Annotated in this window: 18 protein-coding genes and 1 pseudogene; 5 read left to right on the plus strand and 14 right to left on the minus strand. The window is 69.7% G+C overall.

Going from position 1 to position 21,048, the window contains the following annotated elements:
- Positions 1-32: 32 nt before the first annotated feature.
- Positions 33-1,247, plus strand: a complete 1,215-nt coding sequence (locus ACIA8R_RS08655) for a serine hydrolase domain-containing protein (RefSeq protein ID WP_397037424.1) — start codon at positions 33-35, stop codon at positions 1,245-1,247.
- 344 nt (positions 1,248-1,591) lie between these two features.
- The gene (locus tag ACIA8R_RS08660; protein WP_397037426.1) at positions 1,592-2,050 is read left to right on the plus strand and encodes a hypothetical protein; all 459 of its coding nucleotides are present in this window, start codon (positions 1,592-1,594) and stop codon (positions 2,048-2,050) included.
- A gap of 219 nt (positions 2,051-2,269) precedes the next feature.
- Here the strand turns inward: ACIA8R_RS08660 and ACIA8R_RS08665 are convergent, their stop codons facing one another.
- Entirely contained in the window at positions 2,270-3,382 is a 1,113-nt protein-coding gene (locus ACIA8R_RS08665) for an acyltransferase (RefSeq protein WP_397038022.1), read from the minus strand.
- A gap of 17 nt (positions 3,383-3,399) precedes the next feature.
- The gene (locus tag ACIA8R_RS08670; RefSeq protein ID WP_397037428.1) at positions 3,400-5,163 is read right to left on the minus strand and encodes an AMP-dependent synthetase/ligase; all 1,764 of its coding nucleotides are present in this window, start codon (positions 5,161-5,163) and stop codon (positions 3,400-3,402) included.
- A gap of 104 nt (positions 5,164-5,267) precedes the next feature.
- Between ACIA8R_RS08670 and ACIA8R_RS08675 the strand changes: the two are divergent.
- Both ACIA8R_RS08675 and ACIA8R_RS08680 read left to right on the plus strand, forming a co-directional pair.
- Positions 5,268-7,016: pseudogene (locus ACIA8R_RS08675) on the plus strand (phosphoketolase); the annotation flags it as partial.
- Between the two features lie 115 nt (positions 7,017-7,131).
- The gene (locus ACIA8R_RS08680; RefSeq protein ID WP_397037430.1) at positions 7,132-7,650 is read left to right on the plus strand and encodes a hypothetical protein; all 519 of its coding nucleotides are present in this window, start codon (positions 7,132-7,134) and stop codon (positions 7,648-7,650) included.
- A gap of 425 nt (positions 7,651-8,075) precedes the next feature.
- On the opposite strand, the gene ACIA8R_RS08685 is transcribed toward ACIA8R_RS08680, so the two are convergent.
- The 10 genes from ACIA8R_RS08685 to ACIA8R_RS08730 all read right to left on the minus strand — a co-directional run bounded on the left by ACIA8R_RS08685 (position 8,076) and on the right by ACIA8R_RS08730 (position 17,551).
- Positions 8,076-9,383: an acyltransferase gene (locus ACIA8R_RS08685; protein ID WP_397037432.1), complete on the minus strand. Its 1,308-nt coding sequence runs from the start codon at positions 9,381-9,383 to the stop codon at positions 8,076-8,078.
- A gap of 4 nt (positions 9,384-9,387) precedes the next feature.
- Positions 9,388-9,747: a hypothetical protein gene (locus ACIA8R_RS08690; protein ID WP_397037434.1), complete on the minus strand. Its 360-nt coding sequence runs from the start codon at positions 9,745-9,747 to the stop codon at positions 9,388-9,390.
- 602 nt (positions 9,748-10,349) lie between these two features.
- Entirely contained in the window at positions 10,350-10,844 is a 495-nt protein-coding gene (locus ACIA8R_RS08695) for a DUF4158 domain-containing protein (protein WP_397037436.1), read from the minus strand.
- A 147-nt stretch (positions 10,845-10,991) separates the two neighbouring features.
- Positions 10,992-11,342 (minus strand): hypothetical protein, encoded by a 351-nt coding sequence (locus ACIA8R_RS08700; RefSeq protein WP_397037438.1) that lies wholly within the window; start codon positions 11,340-11,342, stop codon positions 10,992-10,994.
- Positions 11,343-11,446: 104 nt separating this feature from the next.
- On the minus strand, positions 11,447-12,601 hold the full coding sequence (locus tag ACIA8R_RS08705) for an alpha/beta hydrolase family protein (protein ID WP_397037440.1): 1,155 nt from the start codon (positions 12,599-12,601) through the stop codon (positions 11,447-11,449).
- A 10-nt stretch (positions 12,602-12,611) separates the two neighbouring features.
- Positions 12,612-14,036 (minus strand): S41 family peptidase, encoded by a 1,425-nt coding sequence (locus tag ACIA8R_RS08710; RefSeq protein ID WP_397037442.1) that lies wholly within the window; start codon positions 14,034-14,036, stop codon positions 12,612-12,614.
- Positions 14,033-15,079, minus strand: a complete 1,047-nt coding sequence (locus tag ACIA8R_RS08715) for an ABC transporter permease (protein ID WP_397037444.1) — start codon at positions 15,077-15,079, stop codon at positions 14,033-14,035. Before ACIA8R_RS08715 ends, ACIA8R_RS08710 begins: the two co-directional genes overlap by 4 nt.
- A complete protein-coding gene (locus ACIA8R_RS08720) occupies positions 15,076-15,966 on the minus strand; it encodes an ABC transporter ATP-binding protein (protein WP_397037446.1) in 891 nt (296 codons plus the stop codon). Before ACIA8R_RS08720 ends, ACIA8R_RS08715 begins: the two co-directional genes overlap by 4 nt.
- Positions 15,963-16,367 (minus strand): GntR family transcriptional regulator, encoded by a 405-nt coding sequence (locus ACIA8R_RS08725; RefSeq protein WP_397037448.1) that lies wholly within the window; start codon positions 16,365-16,367, stop codon positions 15,963-15,965. Before ACIA8R_RS08725 ends, ACIA8R_RS08720 begins: the two co-directional genes overlap by 4 nt.
- A gap of 680 nt (positions 16,368-17,047) precedes the next feature.
- The gene (locus ACIA8R_RS08730; protein WP_397037450.1) at positions 17,048-17,551 is read right to left on the minus strand and encodes a hypothetical protein; all 504 of its coding nucleotides are present in this window, start codon (positions 17,549-17,551) and stop codon (positions 17,048-17,050) included.
- A 571-nt stretch (positions 17,552-18,122) separates the two neighbouring features.
- Here ACIA8R_RS08730 and ACIA8R_RS08735 point away from each other — a divergent pair.
- Positions 18,123-19,166, plus strand: coding sequence for an alpha/beta hydrolase family esterase (locus ACIA8R_RS08735; protein ID WP_397037452.1), 1,044 nt, complete (start codon positions 18,123-18,125; stop codon positions 19,164-19,166).
- Between the two features lie 218 nt (positions 19,167-19,384).
- Here the strand turns inward: ACIA8R_RS08735 and ACIA8R_RS08740 are convergent, their stop codons facing one another.
- The gene (locus tag ACIA8R_RS08740) at positions 19,385-20,227 is read right to left on the minus strand and encodes an MBL fold metallo-hydrolase (protein ID WP_397037454.1); all 843 of its coding nucleotides are present in this window, start codon (positions 20,225-20,227) and stop codon (positions 19,385-19,387) included.
- A gap of 227 nt (positions 20,228-20,454) precedes the next feature.
- Positions 20,455-20,934, minus strand: a complete 480-nt coding sequence (locus tag ACIA8R_RS08745; protein WP_397037456.1) for an integrase core domain-containing protein — start codon at positions 20,932-20,934, stop codon at positions 20,455-20,457.
- Positions 20,935-21,048 lie beyond the last annotated feature (114 nt).

The raw sequence follows: 21,048 nt of genomic DNA on the forward strand, positions 1-21,048 counted from the left end.
CCGTCACACCACACCGTCACCACGGAGAACCGATGTCGCCGTCCCACCCCACCAGAGCCGCCCTCACGCCCCCGCCGGCCACCCCCCGGTGGCGCCGCGCCCTGGCCCCGGCCACCGCGGCCGCCGTCGCCCTCAGCGCCCTGGGCCTGGCCGCCGCCCCGGCCGCCGCCGAGGCCGGCGCGCGGGCCCGCCCGCCCGACGCCGTACAGACGGCTCTGGAAGACCTGGTCGGCACCGGCGGCTTCCCGGGCACTCTGGCCTCAACGCGGGACCGCGGCGGGCGCGTGCGCGACTACACCGCAGGCGTGGCGGACCTGGCCACCCGGGCGAAGGTCCCCCGCAACGGGAAGGTACGCATCGGCAGCACCACCAAGACCTTCCTCGCCACGGTCGTCCTGCAACTGGCCGGAGAGGGCAAGATCGACCTCGACGCCCCGGTCGAGACCTATCTGCCCGGCCTGATCCGCGCCAACGGCAACGACGGCCGCCGCTTCACCGTCCGCCAGGCGCTCCAGCACACCGCCGGCCTGCCCGACTACGAACACGATCTGCTCGGCTCCTGGCCATCGTGGACCCAGGCCCGCCACCGCTACTTCGAACCCCGCGACGTGCTCGACGTGGGCCTGACCAGTCAGCCCGCCTTCGCCCCCGGCACCGGCTGGGCCTACAGCAACACCGGATACATCGTGCTCGGCCTGCTGGTGCAGAAGATCACCGGCCGGCCCCTCGGCGAGGAGATCGCCAACCGGATCATCACTCCACTCCGGCTGCGCGACACCTACTGGCCAGGCGTCGGCGAGCAGGACATCCGCGGCCCCCACCCCAAGGGCTACCGGGCCAAGACCAACGAGCCGGGCGCCGAACTAGCCGAGGTCACACAGCTGGACCCGTCCTGGGCATGGGCGGCCGGACAGATGATCAGCACTCCCCGCGACGTCAACCGCTTCCTGGGCGCACTGCTCGACGGCCGGCTCCTCAAGCCCGACCTGCTGCGGCAGATGAAGCAGACCATCGCCGCGCCCGGATTCCCGAAAGGCTGGAGCTACGGGCTCGGCCTGATGAAGATCGAACTGAGCTGCGGCGGCCACGCCTGGGCCCATGGCGGCGACATCTCCGGCTACGAGGTTCGCAACGGCGCCACCGAGGACGGACGCGCGGCCACCGTCGCCGTCACCGCGATGCCCTACACCAAACCCGCCGCCGACCAGGTCAACGCCGCCCTGGACACCGCCCTGTGCGCCGAGTGATAACAGGCGCGGCAACGCTCGAAGCCCTCTGGCGGCAAGGGCGGGAAGAGGGCGGGCCACAAGTTCGACCGGCAGGTGATCTGAGCCGCCGAATCCGGGATACCAGCGGAGCGAGGCCGTCGGCGAGGTCGTCGTCGAGGTCGTCGTCGAGGTCGTCGTCGAGGGCGAGCTTGCCAAGCTCATCGGCGAGGGCGTCGTCTTCGTCCTGACCCCGGTCCGGTTCACGATCGACCAGCACGCGCGCCGTGACCGTGCCGTCCAGGCGACCTCGGTGCCGCTCGCAGCTGAACGCGGCCCGCCTCCGGGCGGGCCTGCCCACCTGGGGCGGCGATCCTGCGCCACGGATGACCGATGCCGGGAGCGAGCCGGACCGGGGCACCTCCGGCTCTGTCCGGCACCGCGACGCGATCTTTCCGTTGCTGGTCATCCAGCCGGGCGCGTTCCACTCCTACGGCACGCCGGGGCACGTGGCCGACATGTTGTCGATGGGCCTGCGGCCGGTCGACCTGACGCGCGGCGCCATCGATGAGATCACGGGGTGGCAGGTGCGGATGGAGCGCGGCCGCGTCGCCGAGCTCACCCGCCGCGGGACGGCAGCGTGGTGGCGCGCCGACGCCACTACCGGCGGTGTGGATGTCGAGTGGAGGAAGGCGGCCAAGGCCCGCCGCCAGATGGTCTTGCTGGTGCTGCCGCCGGGCCGGCCGGCCGGCGAACAGGACGACATCACTGGGCAGATGCTGCGCGCCTGCTCGGAGGGCGTGGCGTCCGGCGGGGTGATTCCCGTGCGGGGCACGTTCTTCTGAACTAGAGGCACAGCCTTGGCGGGTGCCGGTGACAGGGCGTGCCCGGCCAAGGCGGCCACGTCGTGATGTCTGAAGGGAATCGCCGACCAGCCGATCCCTACAGGAGCGGTGCCTGATGCACCTGCCGGCGATGACGGCGGAGCAGCGTGCGAAGGGGTTGGCGAGGGTGGCCGAGGCGCGAACGGCGCGTCGGGCGCTGTCGGCGGGAGGTGTCCTGCATCACCTGCGGGGCCGACGGGCCGCCAGCTCCACGCGGGCGAACAGCATGACCAGCACGCCGAGCACGGCCGATGGGGCCAGGAGCCAGAGCCAGCGCTGCCTCCACCACCCGGCGGTCGGCAGCGCCGGCAGAGTGCCGCCCAGTCCTTCATAGGCCCACACCACCACCAGGTATGCGGTCATGTGCCAGAGAAAGATGGTCAGCGCGACCACATTGAGTGCCACCACCGGCTTCCAGGCGCCCGGCCGGCGCAGCAGGCGCTCGGCGGGCGGCGTGATCAGGGTCAGCAGCCCGAGCTGGAAGACGGCCAGGACGGCGATGGTGGCGTTGGTCGGGAAGAGGTTGGATTCACCGCCGATGGTGCCCACCATGGAGAGGGGATAGCCGGCTCCCCACGTCAGTCCGACCAGCCCCGCCAGCCCCGCCCCGGCGATCGCCAGCCGTTGCGCGAGCGGCCGATGCCCCAGGTCCCAGCCGCGCCAGGCGTAGCCGAGCTGGTGGCAGAACAGCCACACCACCGCGGCGGTCGCCCAGCCCGCCCAGCCCAGGCCGGCTCCCCGGTACGCCACACTGCCCAGGACGATCAGCAGCACGAGCGACGCCAGGACCCAGGCTCCGTAGCGGAGGTGCAGACCGGCGGTGATCGGCACCGTGGCGATCAGCGCGCCGTACACGCCAAGGAACCACAACGGCGTCAGGTAGCCGGGAAACCACTCCCACATCCACCGGTGCGGGCCGGGCAGGACGGCGGCGATCAGCTCACCGGCCAGCCAGATCATGGCCCAGACGGCGGTCGGCCACAGCAGCCGACGCAGCCGGAGGCGGACGAACTCGCCGGCGGACGTCCCGCGTGACCGGGCCCGCTCCCAGCCGACCAGGTTGGCGTACCCGCCGACCAGGAAGAACACCGGCATGATCTGTAGCACCCAGGTGGCCAGCCAGCCGCCCGGCACGGTGTGGATCGGGTTGGGCATGCCCATGCTGCCATCGGGGGTGCGGTGGGTGACCGACAAGGTCCAGTGCCAGAGGGTGACGACCACGATGCACAGGGCGCGGGCGGCGTCGACGACCCGGTCGCGGGACGCCGGCGTGGCCTCGACCAGCCGGTCCAGCTGCGATCGTGGACCGTTCAGCGGTACAGCTCCTCGATGTCGTCCGCGAAGTCCTTCTGGACCAGGGAACGCTTGACCTTGAGTGTGGGGGTCAGGTAGCCGTTCTGTTCGGTCAGGTCGATGCGCAGGATCCGGAATCTACGCACCGACTCGGCCCGGCTCACCGCCTTGTTGGCCTCGTCCACGGCCTTCTGCAGCTCGGCCAGCAGCTCCGGGTCCTCATGAGGCTCGACCTCCGAGGTCCGGCCGGTGGCCTGCTGCCAAGACGCCAGCGCCTCGGCGTCCAGGGTGATCAGCGCGGCGGTGTACGGCCGCCGGTCGCCGACGACCACCGCCTGGTTGATGAGCGGGTGGGTGCGCAGGCGATCCTCGAGCGGCTCCGGAGCGAGGTTCTTACCGCCGGCGGTGACGATGATCTCCTTCATGCGACCCGAGATCGTGAGGAACCCATCCTCGTCCACTACCCCGAGGTCGCCGGTACGCAGCCAGCCGTCGGGGGTCATGGTCTCCCTGGTCTTCTGCTCGTTGCGCCAGTAGCCCTGGAACACGACCGGGCCCTTGATCAGGATCTCGCCGTCGTCGTCGATCCGGATCTCGACTCCCGGCAGGGGCGGCCCCACCGTGCCGATCTTCTGCTCGTCGGGCAGGTTCACGGTCGCGGCCGCGCTGGTCTCGGTCAGTCCGTACCCTTCCAGCACGGTGACGCCGATGCCGCGGAAGAAGTGGCCAAGCCGGACGCCCAGCGGCGCTCCGCCGGAGATGGCGTAGCCGACCCGCCCGCCGAGCGCGCCCCGTAGCCGCCGGTAGACCAGCCGGTCGGCCAGGCGGTGCGCCAGGCGCAGGCGCAGGCCTGGCCCCCCGTCCTCCAGCGCCTGGCTGTAGGCGACGGCGGTCCGGTCGGCCCAGTCGAAGATCTTCTTCTTGCCCTCCTTCTGGGCCTTCTGCTGGGCACCGAGGTAGACCCGCTCGAACACCCTGGGCGCCGCCAGGAGGAACGTCGGTTTCAACACGTCCAGATCCTCGGTCAGCCGAGAACGGTCGGCGCTGTGCGCCAAGCCCACGCCGCGCTGCACGCAGGCCACCTGGATCACCCGCGCGAACACGTGCGCCAGCGGCAGGAACAGCAGGGTCGAGGCGTCTTTGCCGAAGATCTGCTCCAGGCTGTCGATCGCGGCGCGGGCCTCGTGCAGCAGGTTGCGGTGCGTCAGCATGCAGCCCTTCGGGCGGCCGGTGGTGCCCGAGGTGTAAATGATCGTCGCCAGGTCGTCGGCCGACACCGCCCGGCGGCGTTCGAGCAGCTGAGCGTCGTTCACGTCCGCGCCGCCCGCGCGGAGGCGGTCCAGCCCGCCGCCGTCGATCTGCCAGATCCGCGGAGACCCGGGCGCGCTCTCGACCAGCCGGCGATGCGCCTCGGTCTCGACCACCACCGCGACCGGGTCGGCGTCCTCCAGCACCCAGGCGACCTGCTCGGCCGAGGAGGTCTCATAGATCGGGACGGGCAGCGCCCCCACCGTCCACAGGGCGTAGTCCACCAGCGTCCACTCGTAGCGGGTGGCGGCCAGCAGCGCGACCCGATCGCCGGGCTGGATCCCGGCGGCCATGAAGCCGGCCGCCAGGGCGCGGACGTCGGCCGCGAACCGCCTGCTCGTCACCGGACGCCAGCCGTCACCCGAACGGCGCCGGAACAGAACCCGATCGCCGTTCACCCGGTCCTCGGCGAACACCACATCGGCGAGCTGGGCGTCGGAATCGACGGTGACCGGGGCCGCGAGAACACGCATCGTCCATCTCCCCCGCGCAAGAACAGGACGGTCATCAGCCTGTTTCCCCAGGTCAGAAAGGACAAACGTGGCATTGACCAGGATGGCCGGGGCATAACCACCTGGTGAACCGGCTCGCCCATCCCACTGACGACGACGTCGCCGCGGTCGACGCGTGGTGGCGCGCCAACAACTACCTGACCGTCGGCCAGATCTACCTGATGGCCAACCCGTTGCTACGCGAGCCCCTGGCCGACGAGCACATCAAGCCGCGGCTGCTCGGGCACTGGGGCACCAGCCCCGGCCTGGCCCTGGTGTACGCGCACGCGTCCCGGCTGATCCAGCACACCGGGCAGCAGATGATCTATCTGGCCGGCCCCGGGCACGGCGGCCCGACGCTGGTCGCGGCGAGCTACCTGGAGGGCACGTACACCGAGACCTACCCGCACATCACCATGGACGAGCAGGGGCTACTGCGGCTGTTCCGCCAGTTCTCCGCGCCCGGGGGGATCCCCAGCCACGCGTCGGTGCCGACCCCGGGCTCGATCCACGAGGGCGGGGAACTCGGCTACGTGCTGCTGCACGCGTTCGGCGCGGTGATGGACAACCCTGACCTCATCGCCCTGGCGGTGGTCGGCGACGGGGAGGCGGAGACCGCTCCGCTGGAAGGGTCGTGGAACGGGATCTCGTTCCTGAACCCGGCCCGCGACGGGTCGGTGCTACCGGTCCTCCACCTGAACGGCGCGAAGATCGCCGGGCCGACCCTGCTGGCCCGCAAGGACAGGGACGAGGTCCGGTCCCTGCTGACCGGGCACGGGTATGACGTGATCGAGGTCGAGGGTGACGACCTGCCCGGCATGCACCACCGGTTCGCCGCCGCGCTGGCGCGGGCGTGGGCGTCGATCAAGGCGATCCAGGCGGCGGCCCGCGGCGGCGACTGGGACGGCACCCGGCCTCGGTGGCCGATGATCGTGCTGAGGACGCCCAAGGGGTGGACCGGGCCGGACGTGGTGGACGGCGTACAGATGGAAGGCACCTGGCGCTCCCACCAGGTGCCGCTGGCCGGAGTCAAGGGCAACGAGGAGCACCTGCGAATCCTTGAGGGCTGGCTGCGCTCGTACCGGCCGGAAGAGCTTTTCGACGAGCGCGGCGCGCCCCGGCCGCTGATGCAGGCGATCAACCCCCAGGACGAGCTGCGGATGAGCGGCAACCCGCACGCCAACGGGGGCCTGCTCACCGTCGACCTGGACCTGCCCGACTTCCGCGACTACGCGGTGCCGGTGAAGGCGCCTGGCCGGGACCAGGCCGAGTCGACCCGCAAGCTCGGCGAGCTCATGCGCGACGTCTACCGGCGCAACCCGGACCGGTTCCGGCTCTTCTGCCCCGACGAGACCAACAGCAACCGGCTCGGGGCGGTGTTCGAGGCGTCCGACCGGGCGTTCGCGGAGCGCGTGACCGAGGAGGACGTCGCGATATCGCGGGACGGCCGGGTGATGGAGGTGCTCTCGGAGCACGCCTGCCACGGCTGGCTCGAGGGGTACACGCTGACGGGCCGGCACGGCTGGTTCGCCACGTATGAGGTGTTCGCCATGGTGTCGGCCTCGCAGACCGTGCAGCACGAGAAGTGGCTGCAGGAGGCGCGCCATCTGGCGTGGCGGGCTCCGGTGCCGAGCCTGAACATGCTGCTGACCTCGACCGCCTGGCGCCAGGACCACAACGGTTTCAGCCACCAGGGGCCCGGCCTGATCCAGAACGTGATCACCCACCGCGGCACGATCAGCCGGGTCTACCTGCCGCCGGACGCGAACACGCTGCTGTCGGTGGCCGACCATTGCATGCGGTCGCGGTCGCAGGTGAACCTCGTCGTCATCGACAAACAGCCGCAGCTGCAGTGGCTGACCATGGACGAAGCGGTGGCTCACTGCACCCGGGGGGGCCGGGGCATGGCCCTGGGCGGGCACCGAGGACGGGCGGTCGGAACCCGACATCGTGCTTGCGTGCGCCGGGGACGTGGTCACCATGGAGACCGTCGCGGCGGCGAACATCCTGCGCGAGCGGCTGCCGCACTTCGCCACCCGAGTGGTCAACGTCGTCAATCTGATGGCGTTGCCGCCCAGCACGGTCCACCCGAACGGCATGGACGACATCCTGTTCCGGGAGCTGTTCACCGATCACGTGGACGTGCTGTTCGCCTTCCACGGCTACCCGGGCGCGATCCACCAGCTGGTGCACGGCAGGCCGGACGCGGACCGGTTCCATGTGCGGGGGTTCGTGGACGAGGGCACGACGACGACCCCGTTCGACATGGTGGTGCGGAACAGGGCGTCCCGGTACCACCTGGTGATCGACGCGCTGAACGCCGCGCGGCGGACCCCGGCCGGGGCGAGCGAGCTGAAGGCCTGGTGCGAGGATCAGCTCCACCGCCATCAGCAGTACGTGGTCGAGCACCTGCAGGACATGCCGGAGGTGCGGGACTGGTCGCTGGGCGACTGGGCCGAGCAGGGCTGAGCGCGGTGGTCCGGCCCTCGATCCCGCTCCAGGACTTCGACGCCGTCCTGTTCGACCTCGACGGCGTGCTGACGACCACCCGCGCGGTGCACGCGGCGGCCTGGAAGGAGATGTTCGACGCGTTCCTCCGCGCCTGGTACGAGCGGCAGGGCTCCGAGGGCGCGCCTTTCGACGATCAAGGCGACCATGCCGCCCATGTGGACGGCAAGCCGCGTCAGGCGGGCGTCCGCGACTTCCTCGCCTCTCGCGGTATCGAGCTGCCCGAGGGCCGGCCGGAGTCCTCGCCGGAGGAGGAATCGGTCTGGGGGCCGGGCAATCGCAAGCAGCTGCTGATCGACGCGCAGTTGAACATGATGGGCAGGAGTTCACCGTCACCGTGGGGTCACCAGCCTCGTTCCCCGGCCGTTACCGCACGAACGACGGCCTCACGCGCTCCCCCCTCTACCCAGGCCCCACCCGCCATTAGTTCGTGTCACGCGCAGCACGGCGGCACCGCACAGGTACGCGAGCACTCCGGCCCAGGGAAGGCCGGTTGGGCTCTGGTGGCCGGGACCGGCCAGAGCGATGAGGAGCAGCCCGGCCAGCACCGCGGCCATCCCGAGCACAGTGGCGCCGTCGCGCCACAGACTGCGCTCGACGGCAGGCAGCCGCGACCGGCGCAGCTCGATGCGCGCGAAGACGGCGACCAGGACGGCCAGGACGAGGGCGCAGGCCACGATCCAGGGCACCCGCCACAGCAGCCACGCCGCGGAGGGCAGCGGAGGCTGCGGCATCATCCCGGTGGGGTACAGCACCGCCGCCGCGATCGCCGCCGCCGTCATGTGCCACAGGAACAGGGTCAGAATCACCGCGTTGACCGCGATGACCGCACTCCACGGGCCGATCCGGCGCAGCCATCGGCCTGCCGCGGACTGAAGGGCCAGCACCACGCCGACCTGCGTGGCGGCGAGCGCCATCAGCGCCAGGGTCGGTGGCGCGGTGTTCTGACCGACCATGCCGATCGGGTACGGGCCCACCACGGTCAGCCCGATCAGGGCGACCAGCCCGCCCACCGCGACCGCGATCGCCCGCCCGCGGCTCATCCGCAGGAGCCCGTCTCGCCAGCAGAAGCCGAGCTGGTAGACCGCCAGCCAGGCGAACAGATAGGTGATCTGCCCGACGATCGGCACGTGCAGGAGCCGCAGCAGGTCGGCGACGGCCACGATGACCAGCATCACCAGCGGGACGACGAGCCCGGCGCGGCGATGCAGCGCGTACAGCACCGGGGTGAGCACGACCAGGGTGAGGAAGGCCAGCAGGAACCACAGCGGAATGGAGGCGAGCCACGCCGCGTGACCGAGCAGCTGCCTGTTCACTCCGGCCGCCACCGCGACCAGGGAGGCCAGCGCCAGCACCAGGCACAGCGCGGTCGTCGGCCGGAGCAGCCGGTCGGTCCGCCGCAGCACCCAGCTGACGCCGTCGCCGCCGGAGGCGCGGTGCGAGGCCATCGAGGCGCCGCCGGCGTAGCCGCCGACCAGGAAGAAGATCGGCATCACCTGGAACAGCCAGGTGATCAGGTCCAGCCAGCCGAGCACGTCCAGCGCGTTGTACCCGCCCAACCGCCCGTCCCGGTAGGTCACGGCGACGACGAACCAGTGTCCGAGGACCACCAGGCAGATGGCCAGCGCGCGCCACATGTCGACGCTGCGCTCGCGGCTGTCCGGCGTCCGCTCGGCCAGGTCACGCACGCGCATGACGTCAGCCCCCGACCGTTAGGCTGCGTGCCGCGGCCGACATCGAGCCGTGCGCGAGGTTGAACACTGTGGCGGCGAAGACGGCGACGGCCCAGGAGGTGTCGTCGCCGTCGTTGGAGGGGAACACCGGGTCCCACAGCTTCTGAGCGGTCGAGTCCTTGGCGGTCAGCGTGACGGCCTTCACGGTCATGAGATTCCTAAGGACCTGGTTGGTGATGTCCCACCCCTTCGGGTCCTTCGCCTCGTGGAGCTGACCGGCGACGTCGGGGGTCACGTGGACCAGGTACGCGGGCCCGTTGAGCATGGGGAAGACCTCGATGTCCGGGTTCTCCTCGGCCGGCGGTCGGAAGATGCTCTCTGCCACCGCTTGTGGGGCGGGTGTGGAGCCATCGCGGAGCTGCTGGATGGTCGCGAAGTCCGGCGCGTAGATCAGCGCGGTCGTGGCGGCGTCGTCCGGGGACGGCGCCGCCTTGGTGATGAGCTCGTAGCCGACAGGGTGCCGTTGACGCTGTCCTGCGTCACCGCGACGACATGGTCGAATCCGGTGGACGAGAGATGGGAATCCTGAGCGGCCATGGAGTCACCGTTTCCGAGGGCGTGCAAAGGCCAACCCGGAAGATGCACATCACTTGTCAGAGCGGCGTGCGGTGGCCCATCGCCGGGTTTCAACCATGGGATGCGGACTTTCCTTGCCGCGCTCCTGACCCCCTGCCGCGTGAGGTCCTCCGCCGGCTGCGGTCGCTCGTCCGCCCGGACACCGTCTTGCGCCGGCATCGCGATCTGATGAGACGTCGTCACGCTCGTACCTGTCGGCCGAAGCGGCCTGGCCGCCCACCCACGGTCCGCTGATCCGTGCGCTCATCCTGCGTCCGGTTCGGGAGAACCCCGGCTGGGGCTACCGGCGGGTGCATGGTGAGCTCGCCACACTCGGTATCAAGGTCGTGCCGTCCACAGTGTGGGAGATCCTCAAGCAGGCAGAGCTTGATCCGGCGCCCGAGCGGGCGTCCACCACGCGGACCGACTCCTGCGCTCGCAAGCCGACGCCCTGCCGGCCTGTGATTTCATCGAAACCATCACCTTGGACGGGCAGCGCCAGTACATCCTGGCCGTCATCGAGTTTCCGGTGCTCATGAACGAGGTCCTCGCCGAAGGCGGCATCACGACGGCGCTCACATGTATTCGGATGCCGCGGACGAACTCGATCACGGAGCGGTGGGTGCAGTCGTGCCAGCACGAGCTTCTCGACCGCTGCCTGCCCAAGCTGCTGGCCGACGTCTTGGTCTGCTTCGCGACGTAGTCGACCACCTCGTCAGGGAACTCCGCCCGCCCACGCGGGAACCGACCGTGCTCCGTGAAGTACTTCAGCAACAGCGCGAAGGCCGGACGAGTGCCCTCCTGCTTCGCACTGACCAGCCCGATCTCATCGCCCAGCACAGTCCAGTGCTCGATGAGTTCATCCATGCCAAGCGGCGGACGTTCCATACCCATAGATCCGCGCCAGGCGCTTCGGCAGGTCAGGCAAGGGATCTTCGAGGTTTGGCGGCCCATGACACATCGGATAACGGCACCCCACCTTCGGCCACAGCGTGACCGTCCGGCGGATCACGCTCAACTGCCGCCGGTCTTGCTGGGGGTCATACTCGAGATGCTCTGCGACAGGTAGTGCTTGCAGGCTTCCTCGGCCTTCGTGAACTCCGGGGTGTTGGATTTGTCTTTGTCGTTCTTTGCGAAGGAGCCGTCTGCGCCGGGGTCGGGGAACGACGGCACGCCGTTCTCGCGCATGCACTTGGCGAAGGCCACTGCATCGCCCTGCGGCGCCCTGGACGCCTCGGTCCGGCCGGGTTCCTCGTCACCTCCGCAGGCCGCGGCGGCCAATGCGACTGCGGCTAGGGCGACGGCCGCCATGATGTTCCTGCGCGAGCGCCTCTGACCGGGGATGCCATCCATGTCGATCTCCATCGTTTGTCGCATGTATGTTCGATATCGTCCGGGGCGTCGGTCGTCGGCGCTGCGGGGCGGGGTTGCGGTCGGCATCCCCCGGTTGCTCCACGGCGCGCGGGGATTCATGACTGACCGCAGGCCTCGGGGCAGAATTTGACCTCGGGGTAGCGTGATGACGGCTTGTCCATGAGGGGTTGCCGTTGGGATTTCAGGTGCTGGTCGAGGAAGGCTGCCACGTAGGTGCGGGTGAGCTCGGCGGCGCGCGCCGCGGGCAGAATCCCGTACGCGGGCTTGATGCCGAGGGCGCCCACCAGCAGCGGGCCGTCGGTGAAGGACTGGTGTTCGGCGCCCGACAGCACGATCCAGCGCTTCCACCCGGTCAGCAGCTTCCAGTCGCGGTCCCAGGAGGTGTCTCGGCCTCCGGGGATGTGCTGCGGCGAGCCCAGGAACATGAACGGCCGGGAGAATCCGCTCTTGGGGATGCGGGCGTAGGTGGTGCCGTCCATGTCGATCCCGGCGCGCACCCGGGAGTCCTTCACCATGGCCGCCATGGCGCCGGCCCCGCCGATCGACTGGCCGGCCATCGCGATCCTGGAGCGGTCGATCCGGTCGGAACCGTCCCACTGCGATGGCAACTGGTCGAGCACGAAGGAGACGTCGGCCGCCCGGCCCTGAACCACTCCCGTGCCGAAGCCCGGGTCGGCGTCACTGTCGCAGGCGAGGCATTCGGCGACCCGGCCGTCGGACAGGGTAGTGGCGTAGCTTTCGTAGGTGTGGTCGATGCCGGCCACGACGTACCCGCGGCTGGCCAGGTCCTCGGCCAGGGACGTGAGCGTGCTCATCGGCTTGGTGAAGCCGGGGGACAGCACCACCAGCGGAAGCTTCCGTCCCGCGGGTTCGGCGTCTTTGATGGCGTTCGTGCGCGTCTTGCTCAGCGTGTCGTCCGGCACGCCCGTGATCCCCAAGCTCTTCAGGGTGAGCTCCGATTCCTTCGGCGTCATGTACGGCGCCCGCTGCCCGTCCCGCTGCTTGGTCGGATACCACAGGGTGACCTTGAGCTCCCTGGCGTCGACGTCGAGGTTCCACGGATCGGGGCGGGAGGCGTCCTTCAGATACAGGGCGGTGGTTCCCACCGGCTGGTCGCCGGTGGGCGCCGGCAGGGTGGCCGGCCCGGTCGGCGTGGGCGACGGGGCGGCGGAGCGGGGCGGCGCGGGTGCGGAGCAGGCCGATGCGGCCAGGACGGCCAGTCCCGCGGCGACGGCCAGGAGGTGTCTCATCGAGCGGTCCTCACTTGTGCAGCAGCAGGGTCAGGGCCTTGGCCAGGGCGGGGTCGCGCCCGGCGGCCGCGTCCCGCGGGGTCAGGGGCACGTGGTGGTCGGGCGGCACGCCGATCCGGTCGATCACCTCGCGGTTGGGCCCCAGGTGGTGCCTGGCGGGGAAGCCCAGCGTGGTGTTGTTGCCGAGCAGGTACGACTGCGCCGGGCCGGAGATGACGCCGGCGGTCCTGGTGCCGACCAGCCGGCCGATCCCCAGGTCCTTGACCGCGGAGCTGAAGTGCTCGCACGCCGAGGCGCAGCTGCGGTCGGTGAGCACCATCAGCGGCAGGTTGAGCAGCTCGACGGTGTCGTCGGTCCACGAAGTCTCGCACCTGCCCTCCACCGTGCACTGGTAGGCGGTGACCTTGCCGTGGGCGAACGCGCTCACCAGCCGGATCGCCTCCCTGGGGCTGCCGCCGCCGTTGCCGCGCAGGTCCAGCACGACGCCGGTGAGGGTCCGGCCGGTGCGCAGCCTGGAGATCGCCTTGAACACCCTGGTCGCGGAGTCGGGAGCGAACCCGCGCAGCCGCACATAGGCGATGTTGTCGTCCAGCAGCTTCGACTGCACCACTTGCAGGGTGGTCAGATCCCGCTGGTAGAGGCCGGGCTTGAGCGTCACGCTCCAGCGGCGGCCGGTGCTCTGCCGCAGGAGCCGCAGCCGGACCGGACGCGCCTGCGGATATTGCGGGTTGAGGGCCTCGATCGCGGGCGTGGCCTTCCCCTCGATGAAGGGCGCGGAGCCGTTGATCGATTCGATGATGTCGCCCGGGCGCAGTCCGGCGGCCTGCGCCGCGCCGCCCTGCACTTCGGTGACGAACAGCGGGGCCAGCGCGACGCCGGGGTTGCCCTCCACCTGCGGGCCGTTGACGTTCGCCTGGAGACCCAGGCCGTAGCCGTCGCCGTCGTAGGAGTCGGGGTGCCGCCCCCCTAGGTCGTGCGCCCAGTGGGCGTGATTGTCGCCGAGGCCGGCCACGATGGCCTCAAGGGTGGCGACGGCCAGCTTGTCGCGCAGGTCGGGGACCTGATCGGTGATCCTGCGATAGACGGCCTCGAAGGCGGCCCAGTCGGCTTTGCGGTCACCGGTCAGCGCCGGCATGGTGGCCTCGGGCAGATCGCGTCCATTGCGGTTGAGCTCTTGGGTCAGGGCGATGAATCCGGCGCTCAGCAGCGAGCGGGCGTCCAGCGTAGCGCCGCTGTAGTAGGTGCCGAGGATGCAGAAGTAGGCCTGCTCGATGACGTCGATCGTGGTGGCCGTCTCCGCCCCGGGAGGTGCCTGGGGCGCTGCGCAGACCGTACCGGCTGCCGTGTTCGTCTGGCTGCGCGGCGGCGCCGGGGCTGTGCAGGCCGCCGCCAGGAGGAGGGCGAGCCCGGCGGTCGCGGTCCTGATGACGGTCATGACAGGCGCCTGCGGATCCACCAGAAGGACAACCATGTCAGGCCGAGGGTGAGCAGGGCGTAGATCCCGGTCTCGATCCACTGGAAGGGCCAGAAGCGCTCAAGGGGCTGGTAGGTCGCCTGCTGCCGGTAGCCGAGCCGGTTGATCTCGACTAGGCAGCCGTCCCCGGGGCCTGCTGACGGTGCGCAGGGGCCCGATGTCGTGGAGATCTTGATGGCGGCTCCCTCGCCGCTGGTGGGGATCAGGCGTCCGGATGGGTCGAGCAGGTCGTTGGACAGGATCCAGGAGCCCAGGTGGCCGGGGACGGCCGGATTCAGGGAGAGCCGCGGGGGCGCGCCTCCGTCCCGGGGGATGTTGAGGCCGTCCACGTTCGTTCTGCCGAGCTCGAAGGTAGAGGTGATCGGGGGCATCAGGTGGGGCCGGACCAGCAGCGGCATGGCGAGCTGGATCGCGGCGAAGGCGGCCAGGGTGAGGGCCATGGCGGGCAGCGTGCGGCGTACCAGCATGCCCACGGTGATGCCAAGGACGAAGGTGAAGGCCGCGTACCCCAGCGGGGCGAGGCCGCGCGCGCCGAACACCAGGGGAGCCATCAGGGCCAAGTCTTCAGCGGCTACTTTGTCCAGAGGGTCGGACCACCAGGTCACCATGAGGCCGCACAGGCCGGCGGCGGCCACGGCGACCAGGCCGGTGAGGGCGAGCTTGACCGCCAGCCAGCGGCCGCGGGTGATGCTCTGGTTCCACACCATCAGGTGCGTGCCCGCCTCCAGCTCGCGGGTGATCAACGGGGCTCCCCAGAAGAGCCCGACGAGGGCGGGCAGGAGCAGCACGACAAGGCTGACGGCCATGAAGGAGAACTCGTGGCCGCCGAAGAATTGGTCGTAGAAGCGGTCGCAGGTGTTGGCCGGGGTACAGGCGGCGATCCCAGCGGAGTATCTGGCGGCCAGGTCCGGGCCGGTCAGAGCCAGGGCGACGGCGAGAATGACGAGTACGGCGGCCATCATCGCGGCCGAGCCGCGCAGCTGGCGCCAGGTCAGCCAGATCATCGCTGCACCTCCAGGGCGACTCGCCGGTTCTCGGCGGTGCGCTTGTCCATGTAGGCCAGGACGATGTCTTCCAGGCTGAGCTGGGTGACCGTCCAGGCGGGGTCGTGGATGGGGGCGTCGGTGCGGATCACGTACGTGCTCTGGCGGTCGGTGTGGCTGGCGGAGATCACGTGCTGGTCGGCAGGGAGCCGGTCGGGATCGCGGCGCGGGCCGGTGAGCCGGTGATGGGTGGCCAGCAGCTTGTCGGTCTCCCCGGACACCTGGACGCGGGAGTCGACGAGCACGATCAGGTAGTCGCACACGCGTTCCAGGTCGGAGACCAGGTGAGAGGAGAGCAGCACGCTGAACTCGTGCTCGACGGTCGCCTCCATCAGGCCCTGCAGGAACTCGCGGCGGGCCAGCGGGTCGAGCGAGGCGACCGGCTCGTCCAGGATCAGCAGCTCGGGCCGCTTGGCCAGGCCCAGGGTGAGGGCGAGCTGGGCGCGCTGGCCGCCCGACAGCTTGCCCGCCCGGTGGGCGGGATCGAGACCGAGTCGCGCGATTCGTTCGCGCGCCATGGTGGCGTCCCAGCGGGGGTTGAGCCGCGCGCCCAGCCGCAGGTGCTCGGCGATGCTGAGCCCGGCGTAGGTGGGGGTGTCCTGGGCCACGAAGCCGACCTTGGCCAGCTGCGCCGGACCGCCGGCGGGACGGCCGCCGAGCACGGTGATGCCGCCCGCCGTCGGCTCCAGCTGGCCGCTGGCCAGCTTCAGCAGCGTGGTCTTGCCGGCTCCGTTGGGCCCCACCAGCCCGACGACGTGCCCTGCCGGGATGTCGATGGTGCACTCGCGCAGCGCCCAGCGCTTGCCGTATTTCCTGCCCAGTCCCTGGGCCTGCAGGACCGCGTTCACGCTATGTCCTCCTGAGAGGTGGTCCGAAAGGTGGTCATGAAGAGGGCCTCGATGCTTTCGTCGTCGAGTCCGGCCCGGCGGGCCTTGGCCAGCCAGCGCCGCAGTTCCAGCCGGAGCGGGCCGTGCGCGGCCAGCGAGGCGTTGGTGAGCGTCGCCGTCACGAACGTCCCCACTCCCGGCCGGGCGGCGACCAGGCCCTCGTGCTCCAGTTCGCGGTAGGCCTTCAGGACGGTGTTGGCGTTGATCGCCAGATGGGCCACGACCTCCTTGACGGTCGGCAGCTGGTCGCCCTCGCGCAGCACGCCGAGCCGCAGCGCCTGCCGTACTTGCTGGACCAGCTGCAGGTACGGCGAAACACCCGACCTGCTGTCCAGGTGGAACTCGATCACCGGCTTCTCCATTTATCTAGCCTGCTAGCACTTTAGGGTTCCAGATATTAAAGGAGCCTAAGGATCGCCGTAAAGGCCTTGCCCAGTGACACCCGAAGTGGTCCATCGCCCCAGCCCGACCGCACCCCTACTACGCCGAGGCAGATCTTTGCCTTGCCGAATGACTGCCGCAGTAAATGCCGGATTTACCGGGATCGGTGAGTCATCCCAGCGGATCTACCGCACCTCGTTGACCACCTGGGCCTGGCTCGCCTGCGGACAGCAACCACCCCTCGGCAAGGACCGCCGCGGCGCCCAGGCGCCCATGGTCTGGTTCGCGGCTCTCGCCGATCCGGCGACCGCTGATCTCCTCGCCGCGGCTTTCGTCGAGCGAGCCCGCCTGGTGGACGCCGACACCGTCAACCGCGAGTTGTCGATCATGAAGGCCGCCATCGGCTGGTGGCGCGCTCGCGGCCGGCTCGCAGCCAACCCCATCGCAGGCATCGAACGACGGCCCGCTCCGCCCGACCGGACCCAGGCCCTGTCCCGCGATCAGCTCGCCACGGGGTGCACTGGCAATCGGGCACCGCCCAGCTGCTGCCCCGCCTGCTCGGGGGCCGCACTCGAGGCCCGGTCCTCCTCACCGACCGCAAAGCGCCCGCCCGCACCCCGACCACAGACGTATGCAAGATCACCGCACGCGGGCGGCTGTCCTACCGGCGCGCCGCCGAGCTGTTCGAGACGCTCACCCGGCCCCTGGCCCACCCCGGCATCATCGACGCAGCCGAACTCGAACTGCGCGGCGGCTGGACGCTGCACCAGCTCCGGCACTCCGCGCTCACCCACCAAGCAGAGGACGGCACCAACACGCCCACACTCTGCTTGCCCGATCCCTGCACGCCTCCGTCCGGTCCCTGGAACGTTACGCCCGCCCCCGCGTCGACGCCGTCGCCGCGCCGGCTGGCCACCCCGTTCTTCACCCAACCCATGCTCCAGCGTGGAAGCAGGGTTGACGGCCGCTGGCGCCCACCGAAGTACGGACCCACGAGTACGGCGACCCCGGCCACTTCGCCGTGTTCGAGGTCGCTGCCGAGCGCCTTTACCAGGCCCTGCAACGTACCCGCGACGACCAGGACCTCACCAGCGGCAACGGCTCCGTCTCGTCGGTGGCCTTCCGCCCGGACGGCAAGACCCTGGCCATCGACATCCAGGTGCAAGGAGCTCGCCTCCCGCCATGGAGGGCGGGCTCGTTCGCGCCTGTGCGACCAGCAGGTGGCCAGCATGTCCGCCAGCGCCTCACGCTCGGAGACCTGCATCGACAGCCCTCAGTCGTGCTTGACGTCGATCCCGGAGCGGGCGTACTCGCAGGAGAAGGACTCCAGCGGCGGCTTCCAGATAGAACGGCCTGGAGGCGGCCCGCCGCCGCGGCCGGCCAGGCGGCCGCGGGCCCGTGGTCGACGACGACAAACGCGCCGCCATCCTCGCCCGCCCCGCGCGCGGGGAATCCATCCGCACCATCGCCGACGCCGAAGAGTCGTAGGCACCGGCAGTGCCTTCAGCAGCGCTCTATGTTGCCCGCACCGGGCGGCTGCCTGGCAGATCAGCCGGCCAGGCGTGCGACTCTTCGGCGGTGAGCAACTCGCCGATGCGGTGGCCGCCCTCGCACTCCGATCGTTGATCTGGTGTTTGTGCCGTCTTCTGGAAGACCGTTTGCGGAACGTGCGATTTGGGGTGACCGCAAGGCGGGGATCGCCATGGGCAACATGTCCGGGCAGGGGAGGCGAGGAAATGAGAGCGTCCAAGCTGGCAGTCGCCGTCGTGGGGCTGTCGATCGGTGCGGCGGCTTGCTCCAGTGGTGCCCCAGCGGCGATGTTCGCGGCTCAGCCCAGCCCGACGGGCACCTCCGCCGACGACGCCAAACTCGACAGGGAACTGCTGGGCCCGAACCCGCCCCAGGCTCCTCGGTTGAGCGCGCCGGTCCAGAATCTCACGGTGAAGGTCGGCGGCATGACCCGCTCCTACGTCGCCTTCGTCCCCAAGGATGTGCCGAAGAACGCCCCGCTGCTGCTGGCCTTCCACGGCACAGGCATGAACGGCGAGCTCATGCGGGCCTACACCGGATACGAGTTCGACAAGCTCGCCGACTCCAACAAGTTCGTCGTCGTCTACCCCAACGGATACGGACGGCACTGGAACGACTGCCGCAAGGACGCCAAGTACCCCGCCCGCACCGAGGACATCGACGACGTGGGATTCGTCCGCGCGATCATCGACAAGTACCGCGCCTCCAACGACATCGACCCGAACCGGATCTTCGCCATGGGCTACTCCAACGGCGGCCACATGACCTACCGGCTGGCCTCGGCGATGCCCGGCCAGATCAAGGCGATCTCACCGGTCGCGGCGAACTTCCCGGCGCCGGGCAACAACATCTGCCCGGCGATCAAGAGCCCGATGCCCATGCTCATGATCACCGGCACCAAGGACCCGCTCGACCCGTACAACGGTGGCGACGTCGTCGTGACCGGCACCTCCTACGGCAAGGTGCTGTCCTCCCCCGACACCGCGGCCCACTTCGCCGAGCTCAACGACAACACCGCGACACCACAGGAAACCAAGCTCCCCCACCATGCCGATTCCGGATCCACCTCGGTCTCCGTCAGAAGCTACGCACGGCCCGGCAAGCCCCCCGTTACGCAGTACACCGTCGACAACGGCGGCCACGTCGTCCCCAACCACGTCTTCGAAGCCCCAAGCCAACTCGGCCCGACAACGCATGACCTCGACGCACCACCGGTCATCTGGGACTTCTTCATGAAGAACAGCAGCTGACCGATCATCGACCTGGCCACTCCCACCTGGCACCCACGCCCACGGGAGCACCCCACCCCGCATGGCATCGGCGACGACCGGCCGGAGCGGAGCCCCGCACACAGCCGTGCCCCCCGCAGACCCGGACGGCCGGCCGAGGCACAGCGGAGTGGGAGCCGGGCTGGTTCCAGGCGGAGAATCCTCCGGTAGGGCCACCCGCTTCCCGCGCGTCCGAGGGGCTACCGCGTCGCCGGGAACTTGTAGCGGTCGCCGTGTGCCAGATAGTGGAACTTGACGGGCGTCGAGGAGGCGGCGGCGGCCTCCTTGAAGTCGTCGAGCCCGGAGTGGAACACCGAGAAGTCGTTGTAGTGGATCGGGATCGCGGTGTGCGGCCTGACGATCTCCGCACAGCGGACCGCCTGGGCCCCGGTCATGGTCACCGTGGTCAGGAACAGCGTGGTCCCACCGCTGTGGAACATCCCCAGGTCGATGTCGGGGTAGTGGCGGGGGATGTCGTGCAGCCGGTTGTGCAGCATGGTGTCGCCGCTGATGTAGAGCCGGAACAGCCGCTGGTCGCCGTTGTGGAAGTCCAGCAGGTTGCCGTTGACCGGCATGAGCATGTCCGCCATCTCGAAGTCGCTGGTGTGCTCGGCCGGCATGGCTGTCACCACGAGCCGGGCGTCACCCCTCTGAACCGTCTGACTCTCCCAGGTGTCGAGCGCGTGGCCGTTGGTGAAGCCCAGCGGGTGCAGCTCCTCGATCGCGTGCTTCGTGCTGACGACCGGGATCTCCTTGTCAAGATCCCGAGCCGCGACATGGTCGAAGTGGTCGGCGTGATAGTGCGACAGGACGATCAGGTCCAGCGGGGGCAGGTCGGCGACCTGGCAGTCCGGCTCCATCTCGCGCCGGGCATAGATGCCGTGCCCGAGGTGGAGATGGTCACCCTTGTGCAGAAACGCGGGGTCGGTCAGAATCGTGAACCCCGCGAACCGGATCAACGTCGTGGCGTTGCCGATGAAGTACACCTCGCCGGAGTCGAAGTCGGGCTGCTCCCCTGCCGGGAGCGTGAGTGTCGCGTTCATAAGAACCTTCTGTATCAGCGGAGCGGATGCGGCCGCCGTGGCGTAAGTTATCCAGGACGACCGACGCTCCCGGAGCCCGGTGTGAGCCGTGTACGAGTCACATCTGCGCAGCTCATACCCACAGAACCACCACAGATACGGCGCTCCCCCGGACTTTCCGGCCCGCACCCACGCTGTGCGGCGCCAAAACGCGGATACTGCTGCTGAGCTGGGCGTTTGCCGGACGATTAGGCTGCTCTGCGGTACTCGCTGATCAATCCTGTGATGGTCCTTCGACGGTGAATCCGGGAGGCCATATCGATCACCTCGCTGGGATCGTGCAACGGCGGGCGGAGGGAACGGCTCTGATGCGGGCGATGTTGGTTGTAGTGGTGTTCGTACTCGGTCAGGACTTTACGCAGGTGCCGCTCACCATTGAGGAGCAGGTGGTCGAGGCACTCACGGCGTAGCGTTCCCACAAACCGTTCGGCGAATGCGTTCGCTCGTGGTGACCGGACGGGTGTCTTGATGACTCGCACGCCGGCGGCGGTGAACAGCTCATCGAAGGAGCGGGAGAACTTGCCGTCACGGTCCCGGATGAGGAACTTGAACGCGCCGGCGCGTTCTCCCAGGTCCATCAGCAGATTCCGGGCTTGCTGGGTGGTCCATGCGCCCGTGGGGTTGGAGGTGAGGCCCAGCACGTGCACGCGGCGTGTCTCGATCTCCATGACGAACAGGACGTACAAGCGTTTGAGGAAGACAGTGTCGACGTGCAGGAAGTCGCAGGCCAGGATGCCGGAGGTTTGCGAGGTGAGGAACTGTCGCCAGGTCGGTGAGGTCTG

Source organism: Nonomuraea sp. NPDC051191 (genome assembly GCF_044455665.1).
Lineage (GTDB): Bacteria > Actinomycetota > Actinomycetes > Streptosporangiales > Streptosporangiaceae > Nonomuraea.